The organism is Providencia lanzhouensis (genome assembly GCF_050469745.1).
GTDB lineage: Bacteria > Pseudomonadota > Gammaproteobacteria > Enterobacterales > Enterobacteriaceae > Providencia > Providencia lanzhouensis.
Genome location: NZ_CP174123.1, coordinates 60,243 through 75,730, shown reverse-complemented (window position 1 = coordinate 75,730; position 15,488 = coordinate 60,243). Strand labels below are relative to the sequence as shown.

At 42.6% G+C, this 15,488-nt stretch carries 16 protein-coding genes; 11 read left to right on the top strand and 5 right to left on the bottom strand.

Annotated features, from left to right (window positions below; genetic code table 11):
- Positions 1-56: 56 nt before the first annotated feature.
- Genes rbsB through rbsD form a run of 4 tightly spaced genes read right to left on the bottom strand, consistent with a single transcriptional unit; the run spans position 57 to position 3,887 of the window.
- Positions 57-947 carry a ribose ABC transporter substrate-binding protein RbsB gene (gene rbsB, locus ACIH2S_RS00310; protein ID WP_108479110.1) on the bottom strand — a complete coding sequence of 297 codons (891 nt, stop codon included), beginning with the start codon at positions 945-947 and terminating at the stop codon, positions 57-59.
- Positions 948-986: 39 nt separating this feature from the next.
- Positions 987-1,949: a ribose ABC transporter permease gene (gene rbsC / locus ACIH2S_RS00305; protein ID WP_036950589.1), complete on the bottom strand. Its 963-nt coding sequence runs from the start codon at positions 1,947-1,949 to the stop codon at positions 987-989.
- Entirely contained in the window at positions 1,946-3,460 is a 1,515-nt protein-coding gene (gene rbsA, locus ACIH2S_RS00300) for a ribose ABC transporter ATP-binding protein RbsA (protein ID WP_108479111.1), read from the bottom strand. Before rbsA ends, rbsC begins: the two co-directional genes overlap by 4 nt.
- A 7-nt stretch (positions 3,461-3,467) precedes the next feature.
- The gene (gene rbsD, locus ACIH2S_RS00295; protein WP_108479112.1) at positions 3,468-3,887 is read right to left on the bottom strand and encodes a D-ribose pyranase; all 420 of its coding nucleotides are present in this window, start codon (positions 3,885-3,887) and stop codon (positions 3,468-3,470) included.
- Positions 3,888-4,279: 392 nt separating this feature from the next.
- Here rbsD and ravA point away from each other — a divergent pair, with 392 nt between their 5' ends.
- Both ravA and viaA read left to right on the top strand, forming a co-directional pair.
- The gene (ravA, locus tag ACIH2S_RS00290) at positions 4,280-5,803 is read left to right on the top strand and encodes an ATPase RavA (protein WP_108479113.1); all 1,524 of its coding nucleotides are present in this window, start codon (positions 4,280-4,282) and stop codon (positions 5,801-5,803) included.
- Positions 5,800-7,257: an ATPase RavA stimulator ViaA gene (gene viaA / locus ACIH2S_RS00285; protein ID WP_036950597.1), complete on the top strand. Its 1,458-nt coding sequence runs from the start codon at positions 5,800-5,802 to the stop codon at positions 7,255-7,257. The genes ravA and viaA overlap by 4 nt, the downstream gene beginning before the upstream one ends.
- Here viaA and asnA read toward each other — a convergent pair whose 3' ends face one another.
- Positions 7,258-8,250 (bottom strand): aspartate--ammonia ligase, encoded by a 993-nt coding sequence (asnA, locus tag ACIH2S_RS00280; RefSeq protein WP_036950599.1) that lies wholly within the window; start codon positions 8,248-8,250, stop codon positions 7,258-7,260.
- Positions 8,251-8,411: 161 nt separating this feature from the next.
- On the opposite strand from asnA, the gene asnC reads away from it, so the two are divergent.
- The 9 genes from asnC to atpH all read left to right on the top strand — a co-directional run bounded on the left by asnC (position 8,412) and on the right by atpH (position 15,480).
- The gene (gene asnC, locus ACIH2S_RS00275; RefSeq protein ID WP_036950600.1) at positions 8,412-8,873 is read left to right on the top strand and encodes a transcriptional regulator AsnC; all 462 of its coding nucleotides are present in this window, start codon (positions 8,412-8,414) and stop codon (positions 8,871-8,873) included.
- A gap of 91 nt (positions 8,874-8,964) precedes the next feature.
- Positions 8,965-9,411, top strand: a complete 447-nt coding sequence (gene mioC / locus ACIH2S_RS00270; protein ID WP_036950602.1) for an FMN-binding protein MioC — start codon at positions 8,965-8,967, stop codon at positions 9,409-9,411.
- 376 nt (positions 9,412-9,787) lie between these two features.
- Positions 9,788-11,677 carry a tRNA uridine-5-carboxymethylaminomethyl(34) synthesis enzyme MnmG gene (gene mnmG / locus ACIH2S_RS00265; protein ID WP_036950604.1) on the top strand — a complete coding sequence of 630 codons (1,890 nt, stop codon included), beginning with the start codon at positions 9,788-9,790 and terminating at the stop codon, positions 11,675-11,677.
- A gap of 1 nt (position 11,678) precedes the next feature.
- Positions 11,679-12,302 (top strand): 16S rRNA (guanine(527)-N(7))-methyltransferase RsmG, encoded by a 624-nt coding sequence (gene rsmG / locus ACIH2S_RS00260; protein WP_036950606.1) that lies wholly within the window; start codon positions 11,679-11,681, stop codon positions 12,300-12,302.
- 590 nt (positions 12,303-12,892) lie between these two features.
- Positions 12,893-13,267 carry a F0F1 ATP synthase subunit I gene (gene atpI, locus ACIH2S_RS00255; RefSeq protein ID WP_036950608.1) on the top strand — a complete coding sequence of 125 codons (375 nt, stop codon included), beginning with the start codon at positions 12,893-12,895 and terminating at the stop codon, positions 13,265-13,267.
- Between the two features lie 33 nt (positions 13,268-13,300).
- Positions 13,301-14,119 carry a F0F1 ATP synthase subunit A gene (atpB, locus tag ACIH2S_RS00250; protein ID WP_006660652.1) on the top strand — a complete coding sequence of 273 codons (819 nt, stop codon included), beginning with the start codon at positions 13,301-13,303 and terminating at the stop codon, positions 14,117-14,119.
- 47 nt (positions 14,120-14,166) lie between these two features.
- Positions 14,167-14,406 carry a F0F1 ATP synthase subunit C gene (atpE, locus tag ACIH2S_RS00245; protein WP_004246596.1) on the top strand — a complete coding sequence of 80 codons (240 nt, stop codon included), beginning with the start codon at positions 14,167-14,169 and terminating at the stop codon, positions 14,404-14,406.
- A gap of 57 nt (positions 14,407-14,463) precedes the next feature.
- On the top strand, positions 14,464-14,934 hold the full coding sequence (atpF, locus tag ACIH2S_RS00240; protein WP_036950611.1) for a F0F1 ATP synthase subunit B: 471 nt from the start codon (positions 14,464-14,466) through the stop codon (positions 14,932-14,934).
- Between the two features lie 12 nt (positions 14,935-14,946).
- Positions 14,947-15,480 carry a F0F1 ATP synthase subunit delta gene (atpH, locus tag ACIH2S_RS00235; protein WP_036950613.1) on the top strand — a complete coding sequence of 178 codons (534 nt, stop codon included), beginning with the start codon at positions 14,947-14,949 and terminating at the stop codon, positions 15,478-15,480.
- Positions 15,481-15,488 lie beyond the last annotated feature (8 nt).

The window sequence follows — 15,488 nt, the reverse complement described above, 5'->3', positions numbered from 1 at the left end:
TTCACGGCGATTTACCAATCTTATTGTTTTATCAAGGATAATTACTTTATATAGATTTATTGTTTTACCACGAGTTCTAATTCAACGGGAACTGTTGCTTCAACTTTCTCGCCTTTTAATACTTTATCTGCGATCTGCACCCCAACAATACCAATTTGATCTGGGCGCTGAGCAATCGTCGCGCCTAATTTTCCGCCTTGAACTGCTTTGATACCGTCATTTGTGCCATCAAAACCAACCACTAAAACGTCATCACGACCAGCAGTTTGTAATGCTCTTAACGCACCTAATGCCATTTCATCGTTTTGTGCAAAAACAGCCTGAACTGCAGGGTGCGCTGTCAATAAGTTTTGCATAACGTTCAAGCCTTTAGTTCTGTCGAAATCCGCAGGTTGGCTCGCTAATACGTTGAATTTATGCTCTTTCGCACCCGTATTGAAACCTTCACCACGTTCACGAGCTGCCGACGTTCCAGAAATCCCTTCTAATTGAATAACTTTGGCGTCATTGCCCGTTTTCTTGGCAATAAAGTCTGCCGCCATTTTTCCACCCATGCGGTTATCAGAAGCAACATGGCTCACCACTTCACCTTTGTTAGCGGCGCGGTCTAAGGTGATCACGGGGATTTTCGCTTTGTTAGCCATCAGGATAGAGTTACCCACTGCGTCAGAGTCAGTTGGGTTGATCAGCATTAATTTGGTACCACGTACCGTTAAATCTTGGACGTTCGCTAACTCTTTCGCCGGGTTATCTTGAGAATCCAAAACAATCAGTTCATAACCCAGTTTGTCCGCTTCTTTTTGTGCCGCATCTTTCATAGTCACAAAGAATGGGTTGTTCAGGGTTGAAATAACCAGCGCAATGCTCTCTTTGGCCATCGCGTTCACACTGACGGTTGCTGTTAGTGCAAAAGCGGTAAATAAAGTCGCTAATTTGTTCAGTTTCATAAGAAAATTCCTGTCATTATCGGGTAGGGGTCAGAATCACTATTTTTTGTTATCAACAAGTACAGCTAATAAAATCACAACGGCTTTTACGATCATTTGGTAGTTCGAGGAAATACCGAGTAAGTTCAATCCATTGTTTAAGAAACCAAGGATCAGCGCACCAATCAGCGTACCTACAATGCGCCCTTTACCACCAGCAAGGCTTGTGCCGCCCAGTACAACCGCAGCAATCGCATCCAGTTCATAACCGTTACCCGCCATTGGCTGAGCTGAAGATAAACGTGCAACTTCAATCACACTCGCCAGCGCTGCTAATAAACCACACAGGGAGTAAACGATAATTTTAATTTTATCGACATTAATACCGGATAAGCGGGTCGCTGATTCATTTCCGCCTAACGCATAGATATAACGACCTAAGCGAGTGTGGTGTAGCATGTACCAAGCCGCCGCAAAGACGATAACCATTAACCATACTGGGGTAGGAATACCTAATGGGCGACCAATACCAAACCAACCAAATAAATCGGCGTTATCACTAAAACCCGTATTGATTGGGCTGCCATCGGTATAAACCCGGGTTACACCACGCAGTAATAGCATCATGACCAATGTGGCGATAAAAGCTTGGACTTTACCTTTTGCAACAATCACCCCTGTACATGCACCAATTGCAGCACCGAGCGCTAATGCTCCTGCGACAGCAACAAAGGCATTCACTTCAGCTCCGACCATCGATGCAGCTACTGCGCCTGTTAATGCCAATAGTGATCCCACAGACAAATCAATGCCCGACGTAAGAATCACTAATGTCATTCCCACCGCCATAATCGCGTTCACAGAAGTCTGTTGCAAGATGTTAAACAGGTTGTTGACCGTAAAAAAGTTAGGACTTAGGGTTGAAACAATCGCAATTAAGACTAATAGGGCGATTAAGGATTTTTGCTCCATTAGCCATGCTTTGCTGAAGTAGCGTTTTGATGGTGCGGTTGTTGAACTCATGCTGTTAACTCCTGAACTGAGCCGTAATTTTTACCGACTGCGGCCGCCATTAAGGCTTCCTGCGTTGCTTCTTTGGCAGAGAATTCGCCGCTGATATGCCCTTCATGCATAACCAAAATGCGATCGCTCATCCCAATCACTTCAGGCATTTCTGAAGATACGAGGATGATACTCAGCCCTTCTTTTTTAAATTGGTTGATGAGTTGGTAGATCTCTTTTTTTGCCCCGACGTCGACACCACGGGTTGGCTCATCGAGGATAAGCACTTTCGGTCGTGTCATTAGTCCACGGGCAATAGCCACTTTTTGCTGGTTACCACCAGATAAGTTGCCAATAATTTGGTCCATGGATGGGGTTTTAATATTAAATAAGCGGATAAAATCCCCCACGGTCATTTGCTCTTCGCCATGTTTTAATGTGCCGCCAAAGTGGCTGAAGTAACCTAATGCCGTTAAGGACATATTTTCTTTTACTGACATCCCCAGCACTAACCCATCGCGCTTACGGTCTTCCGAAATATAAACGATGCCGTTATTCAAACCATCTTGCGGGGTTTTTAAGGTGACGTTTTTACCTTCTAACTGGATATTGCCAGATTTTTTCGGAGCTGCACCGTAGATGATTTTCATCAGCTCCGTACGTCCTGCGCCCATCAAACCTGAAACTCCTAGAATTTCACCGCTTTTTAGCGTGAAACTGGCATTGGTGACACCAGGTCCTGAAACATTTTCAACTTGCAGACGAATATCGCCAACAGGCACATCGATTCGCGGATATTGGTCTTCCAGTTTGCGTCCTACCATCATCTCAATCAGTTTTTCTTCTTCTAATTCACTGACTGGCTTTTCACCAATAAACTGGCCATCACGAAAAACAGTCACGTCGTCGCAAATTTCGAAGATCTCTTTTAAACGGTGAGAGATATACACAATGCCGCAGCCTTGGGATTTTAAATCTTCAATCACGCGAAAAAGTGAGGCAGTTTCGGTATCGGTCAGTGCGTCCGTCGGCTCATCCATAATGATGACTTGAGACTGAAAGCTGAGAACTTTGGCAATTTCCACCATTTGTTGTTCACCGATAGATAATTCGGCGATAGTTTGGTGGCTATCGTAATCAAGGTTTAATCGCTGGAGCAGTTTGTCTGATTCGCTGAACATTTTTTTCCAGTCGATTTTGCCGAATTTGTTCACAAATTCGCGACCTAAAAAAATGTTTTCAGCGATGGTAAGTTCAGGAATTAAATTCAGTTCTTGGTGAATGATCCCGATCCCCGCTTCTTGGGAACTTTTCGGACCATTAAACACGACTTCTTTACCAAGGTAACGGATCGCGCCCGCATCTTTGTTGTAGATCCCCGTGAGCACTTTCATCATGGTGGATTTACCCGCACCATTTTCCCCCACCAGCGCCATCACTCGACCAGGGTAGACTTTTAAGGCGGCTCCCGAGAGAGCTTTTACACCGGGGAAGGCTTTATCAATGCCAATAAGTTCTAATAAAGGTTGCATAGTCACCTCAGAAAGTCACACCAGAACAAAGAATGATATTAGCGTATGGTGAACATTCCCCTGTTCGGATCACGGCTTTGCTTTCATGAGTACGTTGCTTGAAATGTTCATGGCTGCAATAGATGACTTCAATATGGTTTCCCTGTGCCGCTTCCAATTCATGAAGATGGGCTAAAATGGCTTTTTCCATTTGAGGATTTATTTTGCTGATTTCTTGAGCAAGTATCGCTTTTTCTACCTGCATCTCTTGGGTGATCACTCGCAAAACAGACATAAAATCCGGTAGTCCTTGCGTCACAGCCAGATCGATACGTTCAGCGCTGGCAGGAATGGGTAAGCCTGCATCTCCCAGCGTGATATGGTCGGTATGACCGAGTTTTGCAATCACGGAAGCAACATTTGAGTTAAGCAACATACCTTTCTTCATTCTTTACCACCGTTTTTAGTCTATTTTTTCTACTTTTGAGTTTCGGCTCTGCATGAGCGAAACGTTTCGCTTATACAATAATAGTAAAGAACAGTCACAACTCAATGTTCTTATCTTGGTTTTGTGATCACTATCGAAACGTTTCGTTAGCCTATTTTTACGCATAAAAAGCTAACTTATTGAATAAGTTGTCGCTGAATCGTTCCTGCTTAATTAATACTCAGTTGTTCGCTACAACCTAAATTTGTTGCTCTTTATCCGAAATAACATCAAAGAAAAATCACAAAACTGATTGCACAATGAATAAAAGGACAGCTAACCTAGCAATAGCTTGGCCAATAACCATCTCCCTCTAACCCTTAGAAGAGTTATTTAGAGAAAAGGAACACCTTATGCAATTAGCAGAACGGATAGCCCAATTAAGCAACTACCTTGAAGGTGGTTTGTATGAACGTCAGCAAGCTATTCGTTTGTGTTTGCTCGCCACGCTGAGTGGGGAAAGCGTGTTCTTGCTGGGTCCTCCTGGGATAGCGAAAAGCTTAATTGCCCGCCGCATGAAATATGCCTTCCGCCAAGCGAATGCGTTTGAATATTTAATGACGCGCTTTTCTACCCCCGAAGAAATTTTTGGACCGCTTTCCATTCAAGCCTTAAAAGATGAAGGGCGTTATGAGCGTTTAACCAAAGGATACCTGCCCGATGCGGAAGTGGTGTTTTTGGATGAAATTTGGAAAGCAGGCCCTGCCATCTTAAATACCTTACTAACTGCCATAAATGAACGCAAATTCCGTAATGGGGATGAAGAGAAAAATATCCCAATGCGCTTGCTAGTCACCGCATCCAACGAGCTACCGGATGCGGATAATAGTCTTGAAGCGCTGTTTGATAGGATGTTGCTGCGAATTTGGCTGGATAAAGTACAAGAGAAACAAAATTTCCGTGCGCTGCTGACTGGCAAATCTCAGCAAGAAGAAAATTTGGTTCCTGATCACCTAAAAATCAGTGAAGAAGAGTACCGAGAATGGCAAAAAGAAATTCCCAAGGTTTCGCTGCCCGATCACTGTTTTGAATTGATTTACCAATTACGCCAACAAATTGATGCCACAGAGAAGAATCTGTATGTCTCTGATAGACGTTGGAAAAAAGCCGTTTATTTATTGCAGGCTAGCGCATTCTTTAATGGTCGAAACTCTGTTTCACCGTTGGATATTGTGCTACTCAAAGATTGCTTATGGCACGATATGCAGTCAATGAACTTACTGCCCCAATTGCTCAAGTCATTAGTACAAGAAGATGGTTGGCAACAACGTAAATTTACACGAGAAATTGAGCAAATTTACCAACAGTGGATGTCATCCACCCAAGATCAAAATAACCAAGATGCTTTTAAAGTTTTAAAAAATAACGCGATGTTTGCACGAAAAGCCTCTTATGTGTTGCCTGAGAATATTAGCGAAGGGCGTGTAACCCTATTTTTACATCGCCCATTACAGCTACATAATATGAAAGTGACCTTTATTACCACCGAGAAAAAATCACTGGCAAATTTCCTTAATAAAGGCACCACCTTATCCGCTCATCTTAATGGGATTGGTTTCGCGCAAGAGCTAGCCGCTGAAGTGAATAATTTAAACCAGATCCAACTATTAGATGTTAGCCATCAAGCATCAACCTTATATTTACAAGATAAAAACCCTACAGCGGCACCGACAACCAATAATAAAGAGTGGTTGGATAAGCTTGATGCCATCCAAAATGAGATCCAAGGGGCTAAATATCAGTTTGAGAAGCAGCAACCTAACCTGTTTATCGAGGCGCACTGGCTCGCGGATGTTGAAGAGAGCTTTATTAAGCTTAGCGATAAATTGACCCAGCTCCGCCAGCAAATTATGGGAAAGGTGACTAACTCATTATGATGAGCCTAGCGTCCCTCGAATTATTGCTTTCGGTGAATGAAAGCCAGCTGATTGAAGAGATTATTATTTCTCTTCTCGCCACCCCACAGCTGGCGGTTTTCTTTGAAAAGCATCCTCGATTGAAAAAGGCGCTATTAAAAGATCTCTCCAGTTGGAAAAAAGACCTTAAACAGAAGCTGCAAGATGCGTTAGTTCCTCAGCAACTTTCTGAAGAATTTGGGCTATATCAGAAGTCATTGGGGATTCCCACTGATAAGTTTTTCACGCAATTACCCGATGTGATAGCACGGCTCGAGCAGTTAGATTCCCCGTTTTACCGTGAAGCCCTGCAACTGCAAAAGGGAAAAATTGAAAATCGCAGTGCGCGACAATCTTTGATTGTTCAGCGTTGGCGTATTAGTTTGATTTTGCAGGTGACTACATTACATAAAGAACTCTTAGAACAGGAAAAAGAGCAACTGCTGGCGGAATTACAGCGCCGTTTAGCACTGAGCGGAAATCTTGAGGATATTCTAGGGGAAAATGAGCGCTCTTCTGGGCGATTATGGGATCTGAGCAAAGGGTTTAGTAACCCAGCGGCTTATAATGATCAATTAATCGCGCGCTACAGTGATTTTTTGCGCCAGCAACCCGAGCTTGAAAAAATTGCTCAGCTACTGGGGCGTAGCCAATCAGCCAAATCTATTCTGGATGATAATGTGATCCTTGAGCCGATGACGGTGATGGAAAAAGTCCCGGAAACTGTACCTGAACAAGTGAATGGCTTAAACCAGAGTGACGATATTCTGCGGCTATTACCTGCTGAGCTTGCGATGTTAGGGCTTGAAGATATTGAATTCGAGTTCTACCGCAAGTTATTAGAGAAACAGCTTATTACCTATCGCTTACAAGGGGAAAGCTGGCAAGAACGCAAAGTTTTACGCCCTGTGACCCATCATCAACATGAAGATCAGCCCAGAGGACCATTTGTGGTATGTATCGATACTTCAGGTTCTATGGGTGGAATCAATGAACGCTGTGCAAAGGCGTTCTGTCTGGCTTTAATGAAAATCGCGCTGGCGGATAACCGAGCTTGTCACGTGATGCTGTTTTCCACTGAAATTGTTCATTATGACCTTCTCTCTGCGGATGGCTTAGAACAATGCATGCGCTTCTTGCATCAAACATTCCGTGGTGGAACAGACTTGGCAGCATGTTTACGAGAAACAACGGTAAAATTAGAGTCAAAACAGTGGAGTGATGCCGATGCGGTTGTCATTTCGGACTTTGTGGCTCAACGCTTACCGGATGAGTTAATTCAGAAGATTAAGTCCCTTCAGAAGGTTGGTAAATACCGCTTCCATGCGGTATCCGTCTCAAATTATGGGAAGCCCGGTATCATGAAGATATTTGATCATATCTGGCGCTTTGATACAGGGCTAAAAAGCCGACTACTACGCCGTTTTAATCGCTAATTACAGCATATCTTCAACTGTTTCAGCCATTTCTGGTGACCAAACACCACACTGAACTTGACCGATATGTTGACGTTGCAGCAGTAACATCACTAAGCGAGATTGGCCAATACCACCACCGATAGATTGCGGCATTTCACCTTTGACTAACGCTTGATGCCATTCCAGTTCCATACGTTTTTCATCACCTGTTAATGCGAGTTGGCGAGTTAAACATTCAGGACTGACACGGATCCCCATTGAAGAGATTTCAAATGCGTCTTGTAATACTGGGTTCCAAACAATAATGTCACCGTTTAGGCCTTTGAAGCCATCTTCGTTTTCGGTTGTCCAGTCATCGTAGTCTGGTGCACGTACATCGTGGGATTCACCGCTTGACAGTTTTCCACCAATACCGATTAAGAATACCGCACCCAATTCTTTCGCAATCGCACGCTCACGACCTTTCGCGTCTAAATCTGGATAACGTTTTAGCAGCTCTTCGCTGTGGATAAAGTGAATTTGGTCTGGCAGGAACGGTGCCAGCCCAAATTCTTTACTTACGGCAGCTTCTGTTTCTTTTATTGCCTTATAGATTTTACCCACTGTCTGCTTCAGATAAGGAAGCGTACGATCCTCATCTGCCATCACTTTTTCCCAATCCCACTGGTCAACATAGACGGAGTGGATTGGGGTTAAGCGATCCTCGTCCGGACGTAACGCTTTCATGTGTGTGTACAGACCTTGACCTTCGCTGAAACCAAAACGACCTAAGGTTTTGCGTTTCCATTTAGCCAAAGAGTGAACCACTTCAAACGTTGCACCAGGAATTGATTTCACTTTTACTTGAACGGCTTTTTCGCAGCCTGATAAGTTGTCTTGTGTACCATCACCTAAACGGCTCAGGATAGGACCTTGAACTTCGATTAAGCCAAGCTCTTTTTCAAGTAAACGTGAGAAATAGGATTTAACAAAGCTGATTTGTTGCTGATGTTCGATGAATGACTTGTCCATAATTTTACCCATAATTTGTTAGCTGTAATTAGCCGATGTGTAGATTAAGCAACAAAATGAGGTATAAATTCAATATCCATCATTAAAAAAAGCCTTTACTGTTTATTTTCATTAAAAAAATGGGTATAAAAATGAATAATCATCAAAATGAGGGCTAAATAATGCCAGAAAATTATCAAATCGATAATCTCGATCGTGACATACTTCACGAATTAATGGTCAATGCACGTACACCTTATGCTGAACTCGCCAAAAAATTCTCGGTAAGTCCCGGAACTATTCATGTGCGAGTGGAAAAAATGAAGCAAGCTGGGATCATAAAAGGAACCCGTATCGATATCAGCGCAAAACAATTGGGTTTTGATGTCTGCTGCTTTATAGGGATCATTTTAAAAAGTGCCAAGGATTATCATACTGCCCTCAAAAAGTTAGATGCTTTAGAGGAAGTCGTGGAGGTTTACTATACGACGGGTCAATACAGTATCTTTATTAAGGTAATGTGCCGCTCGATAGATTCCCTTCAAGATGTACTTATCAACAAAATTCAGACTATCGATGAAATACAATCAACCGAAACGCTGATCTCCTTACAGAACCCGATCATGCGAACGATCACCCCGTAGAAAAAAAATGATATAACCACATTATCCACAGGTAGATCCCAGCTCATTCACAGCGTACAATAGCGGCCTGTTAATGTGAAAGAGAGTGACCATGAGCGTAACAAAAGTAACCTTAATTAGTGGCAGTACCATGGGCAGTGCCGAATATGTAGCGGAGCATATGGCAGAGATTTTAGAAGAACTCGGCTATGAAACGGATATACAGCACGGTCCTGAACTAGATGACTTACCACTTGAAGGGTTATGGCTGGTGGTGAGCTCCACACATGGCGCAGGGGATCTTCCCGAAAATATCCAACCGTTAGCGGAAGCAATTCAATCTCAGTCACCAGACCTGAGTAAGATCAAATACGGTGCAGTGGGGATTGGTAGTTCGGAATATGACACTTTTTGTGGTGCGATCCATACCCTTGATACCTTATTACAGGATCATGGTGCAAAAAGGATCGGTGATTGCTTCGAAATTGATGTTCAGCAACACGAAATTCCTGAAGATCCCGCTGGTGTTTGGGTTAAAATTTGGGCAAACGAACTCTAATCTGTTCAAATTAACAGCAAACAACTGTGGATAACTCAGGTAAGATCATGGTATTAACCGGTAGTTATCCAGATTATAAGTTTTAGGTCGTCCAAGACCTGTGCATAAGTTCCTGTTTTGATCCCAGCTTATACGCAAAAGGATCACGGATCATTCACAGTATATGATCCTTTACATTTTGATGATCTTTAAAGTGAAAATTCACTTATCCACAGAAACCGTCGATCCTAATAAAAGATCTAATAAAGAGATCTTTAAATAAAAAAGATCTTTATATTATATAGGCGAGAGGCCAGGGCTTGGTCTCTCCATCAAACTTGAGTAGAATTCACTCCTCGAATGCAGAATCCGCATTTTCTAACGTTAAGGTTCACACATGTTTTATCCAGAGCAATTTGACGTCATCGTAATTGGTGGTGGTCATGCCGGTACTGAAGCAGCAATGGCAGCTGCACGTATGGGGCGTCAAACCCTATTACTGACTCACAATATTGATACATTGGGCCAGATGTCTTGCAACCCAGCCATCGGTGGGATCGGTAAGGGACATCTGGTAAGAGAAATTGATGCCCTCGGTGGCTTAATGGCTACCGCAACTGACAAAGCGGGTATTCAATTTAGAACACTCAATGCAAGTAAAGGCCCAGCGGTTCGTGCAACTCGCGCACAAGCAGACCGCGTGCTATATCGCCAAGCCGTTAGAACTGCATTAGAGAACCAACCAAACTTAATGATCTTCCAACAACCTGTTGAAGATCTGATTGTTGAAAATAACCGAGTAACTGGCGCTGTTACCCGCATGGGCTTAAAATTTAAAGCCAAAGCGGTGGTATTAACCGTAGGTACTTTCCTTGATGGAAAAATTCATATCGGTTTAGAAAATTACAGTGGTGGTCGTGCTGGTGATCCACCCGCAATTACGTTATCTCAACGTTTAAGAGAATTGCCATTACGTGTAAACCGCTTAAAAACGGGTACACCACCACGTATTGATGCAAGAACTATTGATTTCAGTCAGTTAGCTCAACAGCTAGGTGACGACCCAATGCCGGTATTCTCATTTTTAGGTTCGCAAGAGCAGCATCCACAACAAGTGCCTTGCTACATCACCTATACCAATGAGCAAACTCATGATGTGATCCGTAATAATTTAGATCGCAGCCCTATGTATGCAGGGATCATTGAAGGGATCGGCCCTCGTTACTGTCCTTCAATTGAAGATAAAGTCATGCGTTTTGCGGATAAAAATGCACATCAGATCTTCTTAGAGCCAGAAGGTTTAACTAGCAACGAAATTTATCCAAACGGGATCTCCACCAGCTTGCCATTTGATGTTCAAATGAAAATAGTTCATTCCATGAAGGGAATGGAAAATGCAAGGATCGTCCGCCCTGGTTATGCCATTGAGTACGATTTCTTTGACCCACGCGATCTAAAACAAACTCTCGAAAGCAAATTTATCGAAGGTTTGTTCTTTGCGGGTCAAATCAACGGTACAACAGGTTACGAAGAAGCCGCAGCTCAAGGTTTATTAGCAGGTCTTAACGCTGCACAACATGCATTTGACCTAGAAGGTTGGTTCCCTCGTCGTGACCAAGCCTATGTCGGCGTATTAGTTGACGACTTGTGCACATTAGGAACTAAAGAACCGTACCGTATGTTTACTTCCCGTGCGGAATACCGTTTGATGCTACGCGAAGATAATGCAGATTTACGTTTAACCGAAAAAGGACGTGAATTAGGTCTTGTGGATGATATTCGTTGGGAGCACTTCAACCGCAAAGTCGAAATGATCGAAAAAGAGCGTCAACGCTTAAAAGATATCTGGGTTCACCCTAAATCTGATAATCATGAAGAAATCGACCAAATTTTAACCGTTCCATTATCGAAAGAAGCCAATGGTGAAGATTTATTACGCCGTCCTGAAATGACTTATCAAATGCTGACTTCTTTGAATTTGTTTGCTCCAGGAGTTGAAGATCCTCAAGCTGCAGATCAAGTTGAAATTCAAGTGAAATACGAAGGTTACATTGCTCGTCAGCAAGAAGAGATCGAGCGTCAACTGCGTAATGAAAATACCTTACTCCCTGTTGATTTAGATTATAAGCAGGTGAAAGGCTTATCCAACGAAGTCATGGCAAAACTGAATGACCACAAACCAACGTCAATTGGTCAAGCTTCTCGTATTTCAGGGATCACACCAGCAGCAATTTCAATTTTGTTAGTGTGGCTCAAAAAACAAGGCATGCTACGTCGGAGTGCATAATATGGATTTACTTAGCAAACTGACAAAGCTATTGGCAAAGGCCGACATTCAACTGACTGGCAAGCAAAAACAGCAGTTAGTTGATTATGTTGGTTTATTGCACAAATGGAATAAAGCGTACAATTTAACGTCGGTACGTGAGCCGGAACAAATGTTAGTTCGCCACATCATGGACAGCATCGTGGTGAACGATCACCTTAAGGGTGACAAGTTTATCGATGTAGGAACGGGCCCAGGGCTTCCTGGCGTACCTTTAGCGATTGTACGACCTGATGCTCACTTTGTTTTATTGGATAGCTTAGGGAAGCGTATACGCTTCCTAAAACAGGTTCAGCATGAGTTAGGGCTAACTAACATTGAGCCAGTTCAATCTCGAGTGGAAGAGTACCCTGTTGAAGATGGATTTGATGGCGTAATTAGCAGAGCCTTTGCATCACTCAACGATATGCTGAGTTGGTGCCACCATCTTCCTGCAAGGGAAGGGCGCTTTTATGCGTTAAAAGGTGTGGTTCGTAACGAAGAACTCACACAGCTACCTGAAGGATTTGAAGTTGAGTCCATTACAGAGCTAAAAATTCCAGAATTAGACGAACAGCGTCACTTGGTTAAATTATTCAAAAAATAACGTAGTTTCTAGTAAAATTATTTTATCTTTTAGAGCGGTAGCCGTACATTTACAATGTTACGGCTATTTTTATATATAATTAAAATAAAGATAATTTAAATTCACTTGTTATTTACAGAATATTAACGAATATATATCAAAAATAATCACATTAATCGTAATAATATTCCTAATCTAATATTATTACTAAATCGTTTTAGCATTAATAATGAAATATCCAAATTATTTTTTCATTTTTTTGCCTAAAAAATAACAAATTTAATTATTTGATTTATGGCTTAAAAATAGGGTTCTAACCGGATAAAGAGTGTGGTTATTAATCAAGAGATTAAGATTTGTTGTGATCTTAATCACATAAAGTTATTTTTAGGCGACGAATCGTTAATAAATTATTAATCCTACCTGTCTTAATTCTGCGCTATCTCGAAAAAATTAAATATTTATTCACCTTTTCGCTACTTACTGATTGAATTCATTTCGCCTGCCCGTATAATTTGCACGTTTTTGTCTCTTGACACATTTAAGCAAAGGCAGTTTTATTACAACCCTTAGCGTTTCTTAGGCTGAGAGAGCTGGGAGTACACAAAGTTATGTCTGTTTCCCTTTATGGCAGTAATGCTTCTAAGCAACTGTCTATTCAGTTAATAACTTTTGTAATCCTCAGTGGGGCTTTCTGTGCAAATAGTATAGAATGGGGGGCCTCTGCTCTTGCTGGTGGGTTAGCATGCTGGTTACCTAATATCGTATTTATGCTGCTATCACGCTTTGAAAAAGCAAAAGAAGAGGATGAACCTGTCCGCATTGCCTGGTTCTTTGCATTAGGAGCAGGGTTAAAGGTTGTGACAACTATTACTGTCTTAGTTGTTGCTTTTGGTGTGTTTAAAGCGTCAATAACACCACTGGGTTTGACCTATTTAGCGGTGCTGATTGTTCAGATTGTTGCACCAGCCGTTGTAAAACGGTAAGTATTTTTAAACTACAAAAGGGTAAGAGGCATCATGTCTGCATCAGGAGAAGTGATGACTACAAATGAGTACATAGGTCACCATCTGAGAAACCTTCAGTTGGATCTACGTACCTTTGAGTTGGTCGATCCCCACGCTAGTCCAACGTTTTGGGCGTTAAACATTGACTCGCTTTTTTTCTCAGTAGTTCTCGGGGCTTTATTCCTGTGGCTATTTAGAAAAGTTGCTGCCAATGCGACTAGTGGCGTACCCGGTAAGTTACAGACTGCAATAGAACTGATCATTGGTTTCGTTGATAACTCAGTCCGTGATATGTATCACGGGAAGAGCAAAGTTATTGCCCCTCTGGCATTAACGGTGTTCGTCTGGGTATTTTTAATGAACCTTCTGGATCTACTTCCAATTGATTTCATCCCATACATCGGTGAGCACTACTTAGGTTTACCTGCTCTGCGTATTGTTCCAACCGCAGATGTGAGTATCACGATGTCGATGGCAATTGGTGTGTTTATCCTAATAATCTTTTACAGCATCAAGATGAAAGGAATTGGCGGATTCACGAAAGAGCTCACTATGCAGCCTTTCAACCATCCGGTATTTATCCCTGTAAACTTGATTCTTGAAGGGGTTAGCCTGCTGTCAAAACCTGTATCACTCGGTCTGCGACTGTTTGGTAACATGTATGCAGGTGAATTGATCTTTATTCTTATCGCGGCTCTGCTTCCGTGGTGGTCACAGTGGTTGTTAAGCCTGCCTTGGGCTATCTTCCACATACTGATTATTACGCTACAAGCCTTTATTTTTATGGTTCTGACTGTTGTCTATCTGTCGATGGCTTCTGAAGAGCACTAATTTTATTAATCAATAATTGTATTAACTGAAACAAACTGGAGACTGTCATGGAAAACCTGAGTATGGATCTGCTGTACATGGCTGCCGCTATTATGATGGGTTTAGCGGCGATCGGTGCTGCGATCGGTATCGGCATCCTAGGTGGTAAATTTTTAGAAGGCGCTGCTCGTCAGCCAGATTTAATTCCTCTGCTGCGTACACAGTTCTTTATCGTAATGGGTCTGGTCGATGCTATTCCGATGATTGCTGTTGGTCTGGGCTTATATGTAATGTTCGCTGTTGCCTAATTAACGTTCGGCACACATTAAGAACATTAACTAACTAATAAATAAGAGGTATTGTCTGTGAATCTAAATGCAACAATCCTCGGCCAGGCTATCGCGTTTGTCCTGTTTGTTTTGTTCTGTATGAAGTATGTATGGCCACCGATTATGGCGGCCATAGAAAAACGTCAAAAAGAAATTGCTGACGGTTTATCTTCCGCAGAACGTGCTAAAAAGAACCTGGAACTGGCGCAAACCGACGCAACCGACCGACTGAAAAAAGCGAAAGCTGAAGCTCAAATCATCATTGAACAAGCGAATAAACAACGCACTCAAATGATTGATGAAGCTAAAGCGGAAGCAGAAGCAGAACGTGCAAAAATCGTAGCACAAGCGCAAGCTGAAATTGATGCTGAGCGTAAACGTGCACGTGAAGAGTTACGTAAACAGGTTGCGATGCTTGCTATCGCAGGTGCCGAGAAGATCATCGAACGTTCCGTGGATGAAGCTGCTAACAGCGACATCGTTGATAAACTAGTCGCTGAACTGTAAGGAGGGAGGGGCATGTCTGAAATCGCTACTGTAGCTCGCCCCTACGCCAAAGCAGCTTTTGACTTTGCTGTGGAAAACCAAGCTGTTGCTAAATGGCAGGAAATGCTGGCCTTCACCTCTGAGGTGACGCGCAATGAACAGGTTGGTGAGCTGCTTTCTGGTTCTATTGCACCAGAAACATTAGCTAAAACGTTTATCTCTGTTTGTGGAGATGAAATTGACGAGCATGTTCAAAATCTGATTCGTGTTATGGCGGAAAACGGTCGTTTAACAACGATGCCAGAAGTATTAGCTCAATTTATCCAATTGCGCGATACGCTGGAATCAACTGTTGAAGTTGATGTTCTTTCTGCGAACGAACTGAGTGAACAGCAGTCAGCTAAAATTTCTGCCGCGATGGAAAAACGTCTGTCACGCAAAGTTAAGCTGAATTGCAAAATTGACAAGTCTGTTATTGCTGGAGTGATCATTCGTGCGGGAGACCTCGTCATTGACGGTAGTGTCCGCGGTCGCTTAGAGCGTTTAACTGACGTCTTGCAGTCTTAAGGGGACTG

What these genes read in the sequence shown, in the direction of transcription:
- atpH (WP_036950613.1), top strand. Translation starts at nt 14,947, where the DNA reads ATGTCTGAAATCGCTACTGTAGCTCGCCCCTACGCCAAAGCAGCTTTT.
- rbsA (WP_108479111.1), bottom strand. Translation starts at nt 3,460, where the DNA reads ATGCAACCTTTATTAGAACTTATTGGCATTGATAAAGCCTTCCCCGGT.
- atpB (WP_006660652.1), top strand. Translation starts at nt 13,301, where the DNA reads ATGTCTGCATCAGGAGAAGTGATGACTACAAATGAGTACATAGGTCAC.
- viaA (WP_036950597.1), top strand. Translation starts at nt 5,800, where the DNA reads ATGATGAGCCTAGCGTCCCTCGAATTATTGCTTTCGGTGAATGAAAGC.
- asnA (WP_036950599.1), bottom strand. Translation starts at nt 8,250, where the DNA reads ATGGACAAGTCATTCATCGAACATCAGCAACAAATCAGCTTTGTTAAA.
- rsmG (WP_036950606.1), top strand. Translation starts at nt 11,679, where the DNA reads ATGGATTTACTTAGCAAACTGACAAAGCTATTGGCAAAGGCCGACATT.
- ravA (WP_108479113.1), top strand. Translation starts at nt 4,280, where the DNA reads ATGCAATTAGCAGAACGGATAGCCCAATTAAGCAACTACCTTGAAGGT.
- rbsD (WP_108479112.1), bottom strand. Translation starts at nt 3,887, where the DNA reads ATGAAGAAAGGTATGTTGCTTAACTCAAATGTTGCTTCCGTGATTGCA.
- mnmG (WP_036950604.1), top strand. Translation starts at nt 9,788, where the DNA reads ATGTTTTATCCAGAGCAATTTGACGTCATCGTAATTGGTGGTGGTCAT.
- atpE (WP_004246596.1), top strand. Translation starts at nt 14,167, where the DNA reads ATGGAAAACCTGAGTATGGATCTGCTGTACATGGCTGCCGCTATTATG.
- rbsC (WP_036950589.1), bottom strand. Translation starts at nt 1,949, where the DNA reads ATGAGTTCAACAACCGCACCATCAAAACGCTACTTCAGCAAAGCATGG.
- mioC (WP_036950602.1), top strand. Translation starts at nt 8,965, where the DNA reads ATGAGCGTAACAAAAGTAACCTTAATTAGTGGCAGTACCATGGGCAGT.
- asnC (WP_036950600.1), top strand. Translation starts at nt 8,412, where the DNA reads ATGCCAGAAAATTATCAAATCGATAATCTCGATCGTGACATACTTCAC.
- rbsB (WP_108479110.1), bottom strand. Translation starts at nt 947, where the DNA reads ATGAAACTGAACAAATTAGCGACTTTATTTACCGCTTTTGCACTAACA.
- atpI (WP_036950608.1), top strand. Translation starts at nt 12,893, where the DNA reads ATGTCTGTTTCCCTTTATGGCAGTAATGCTTCTAAGCAACTGTCTATT.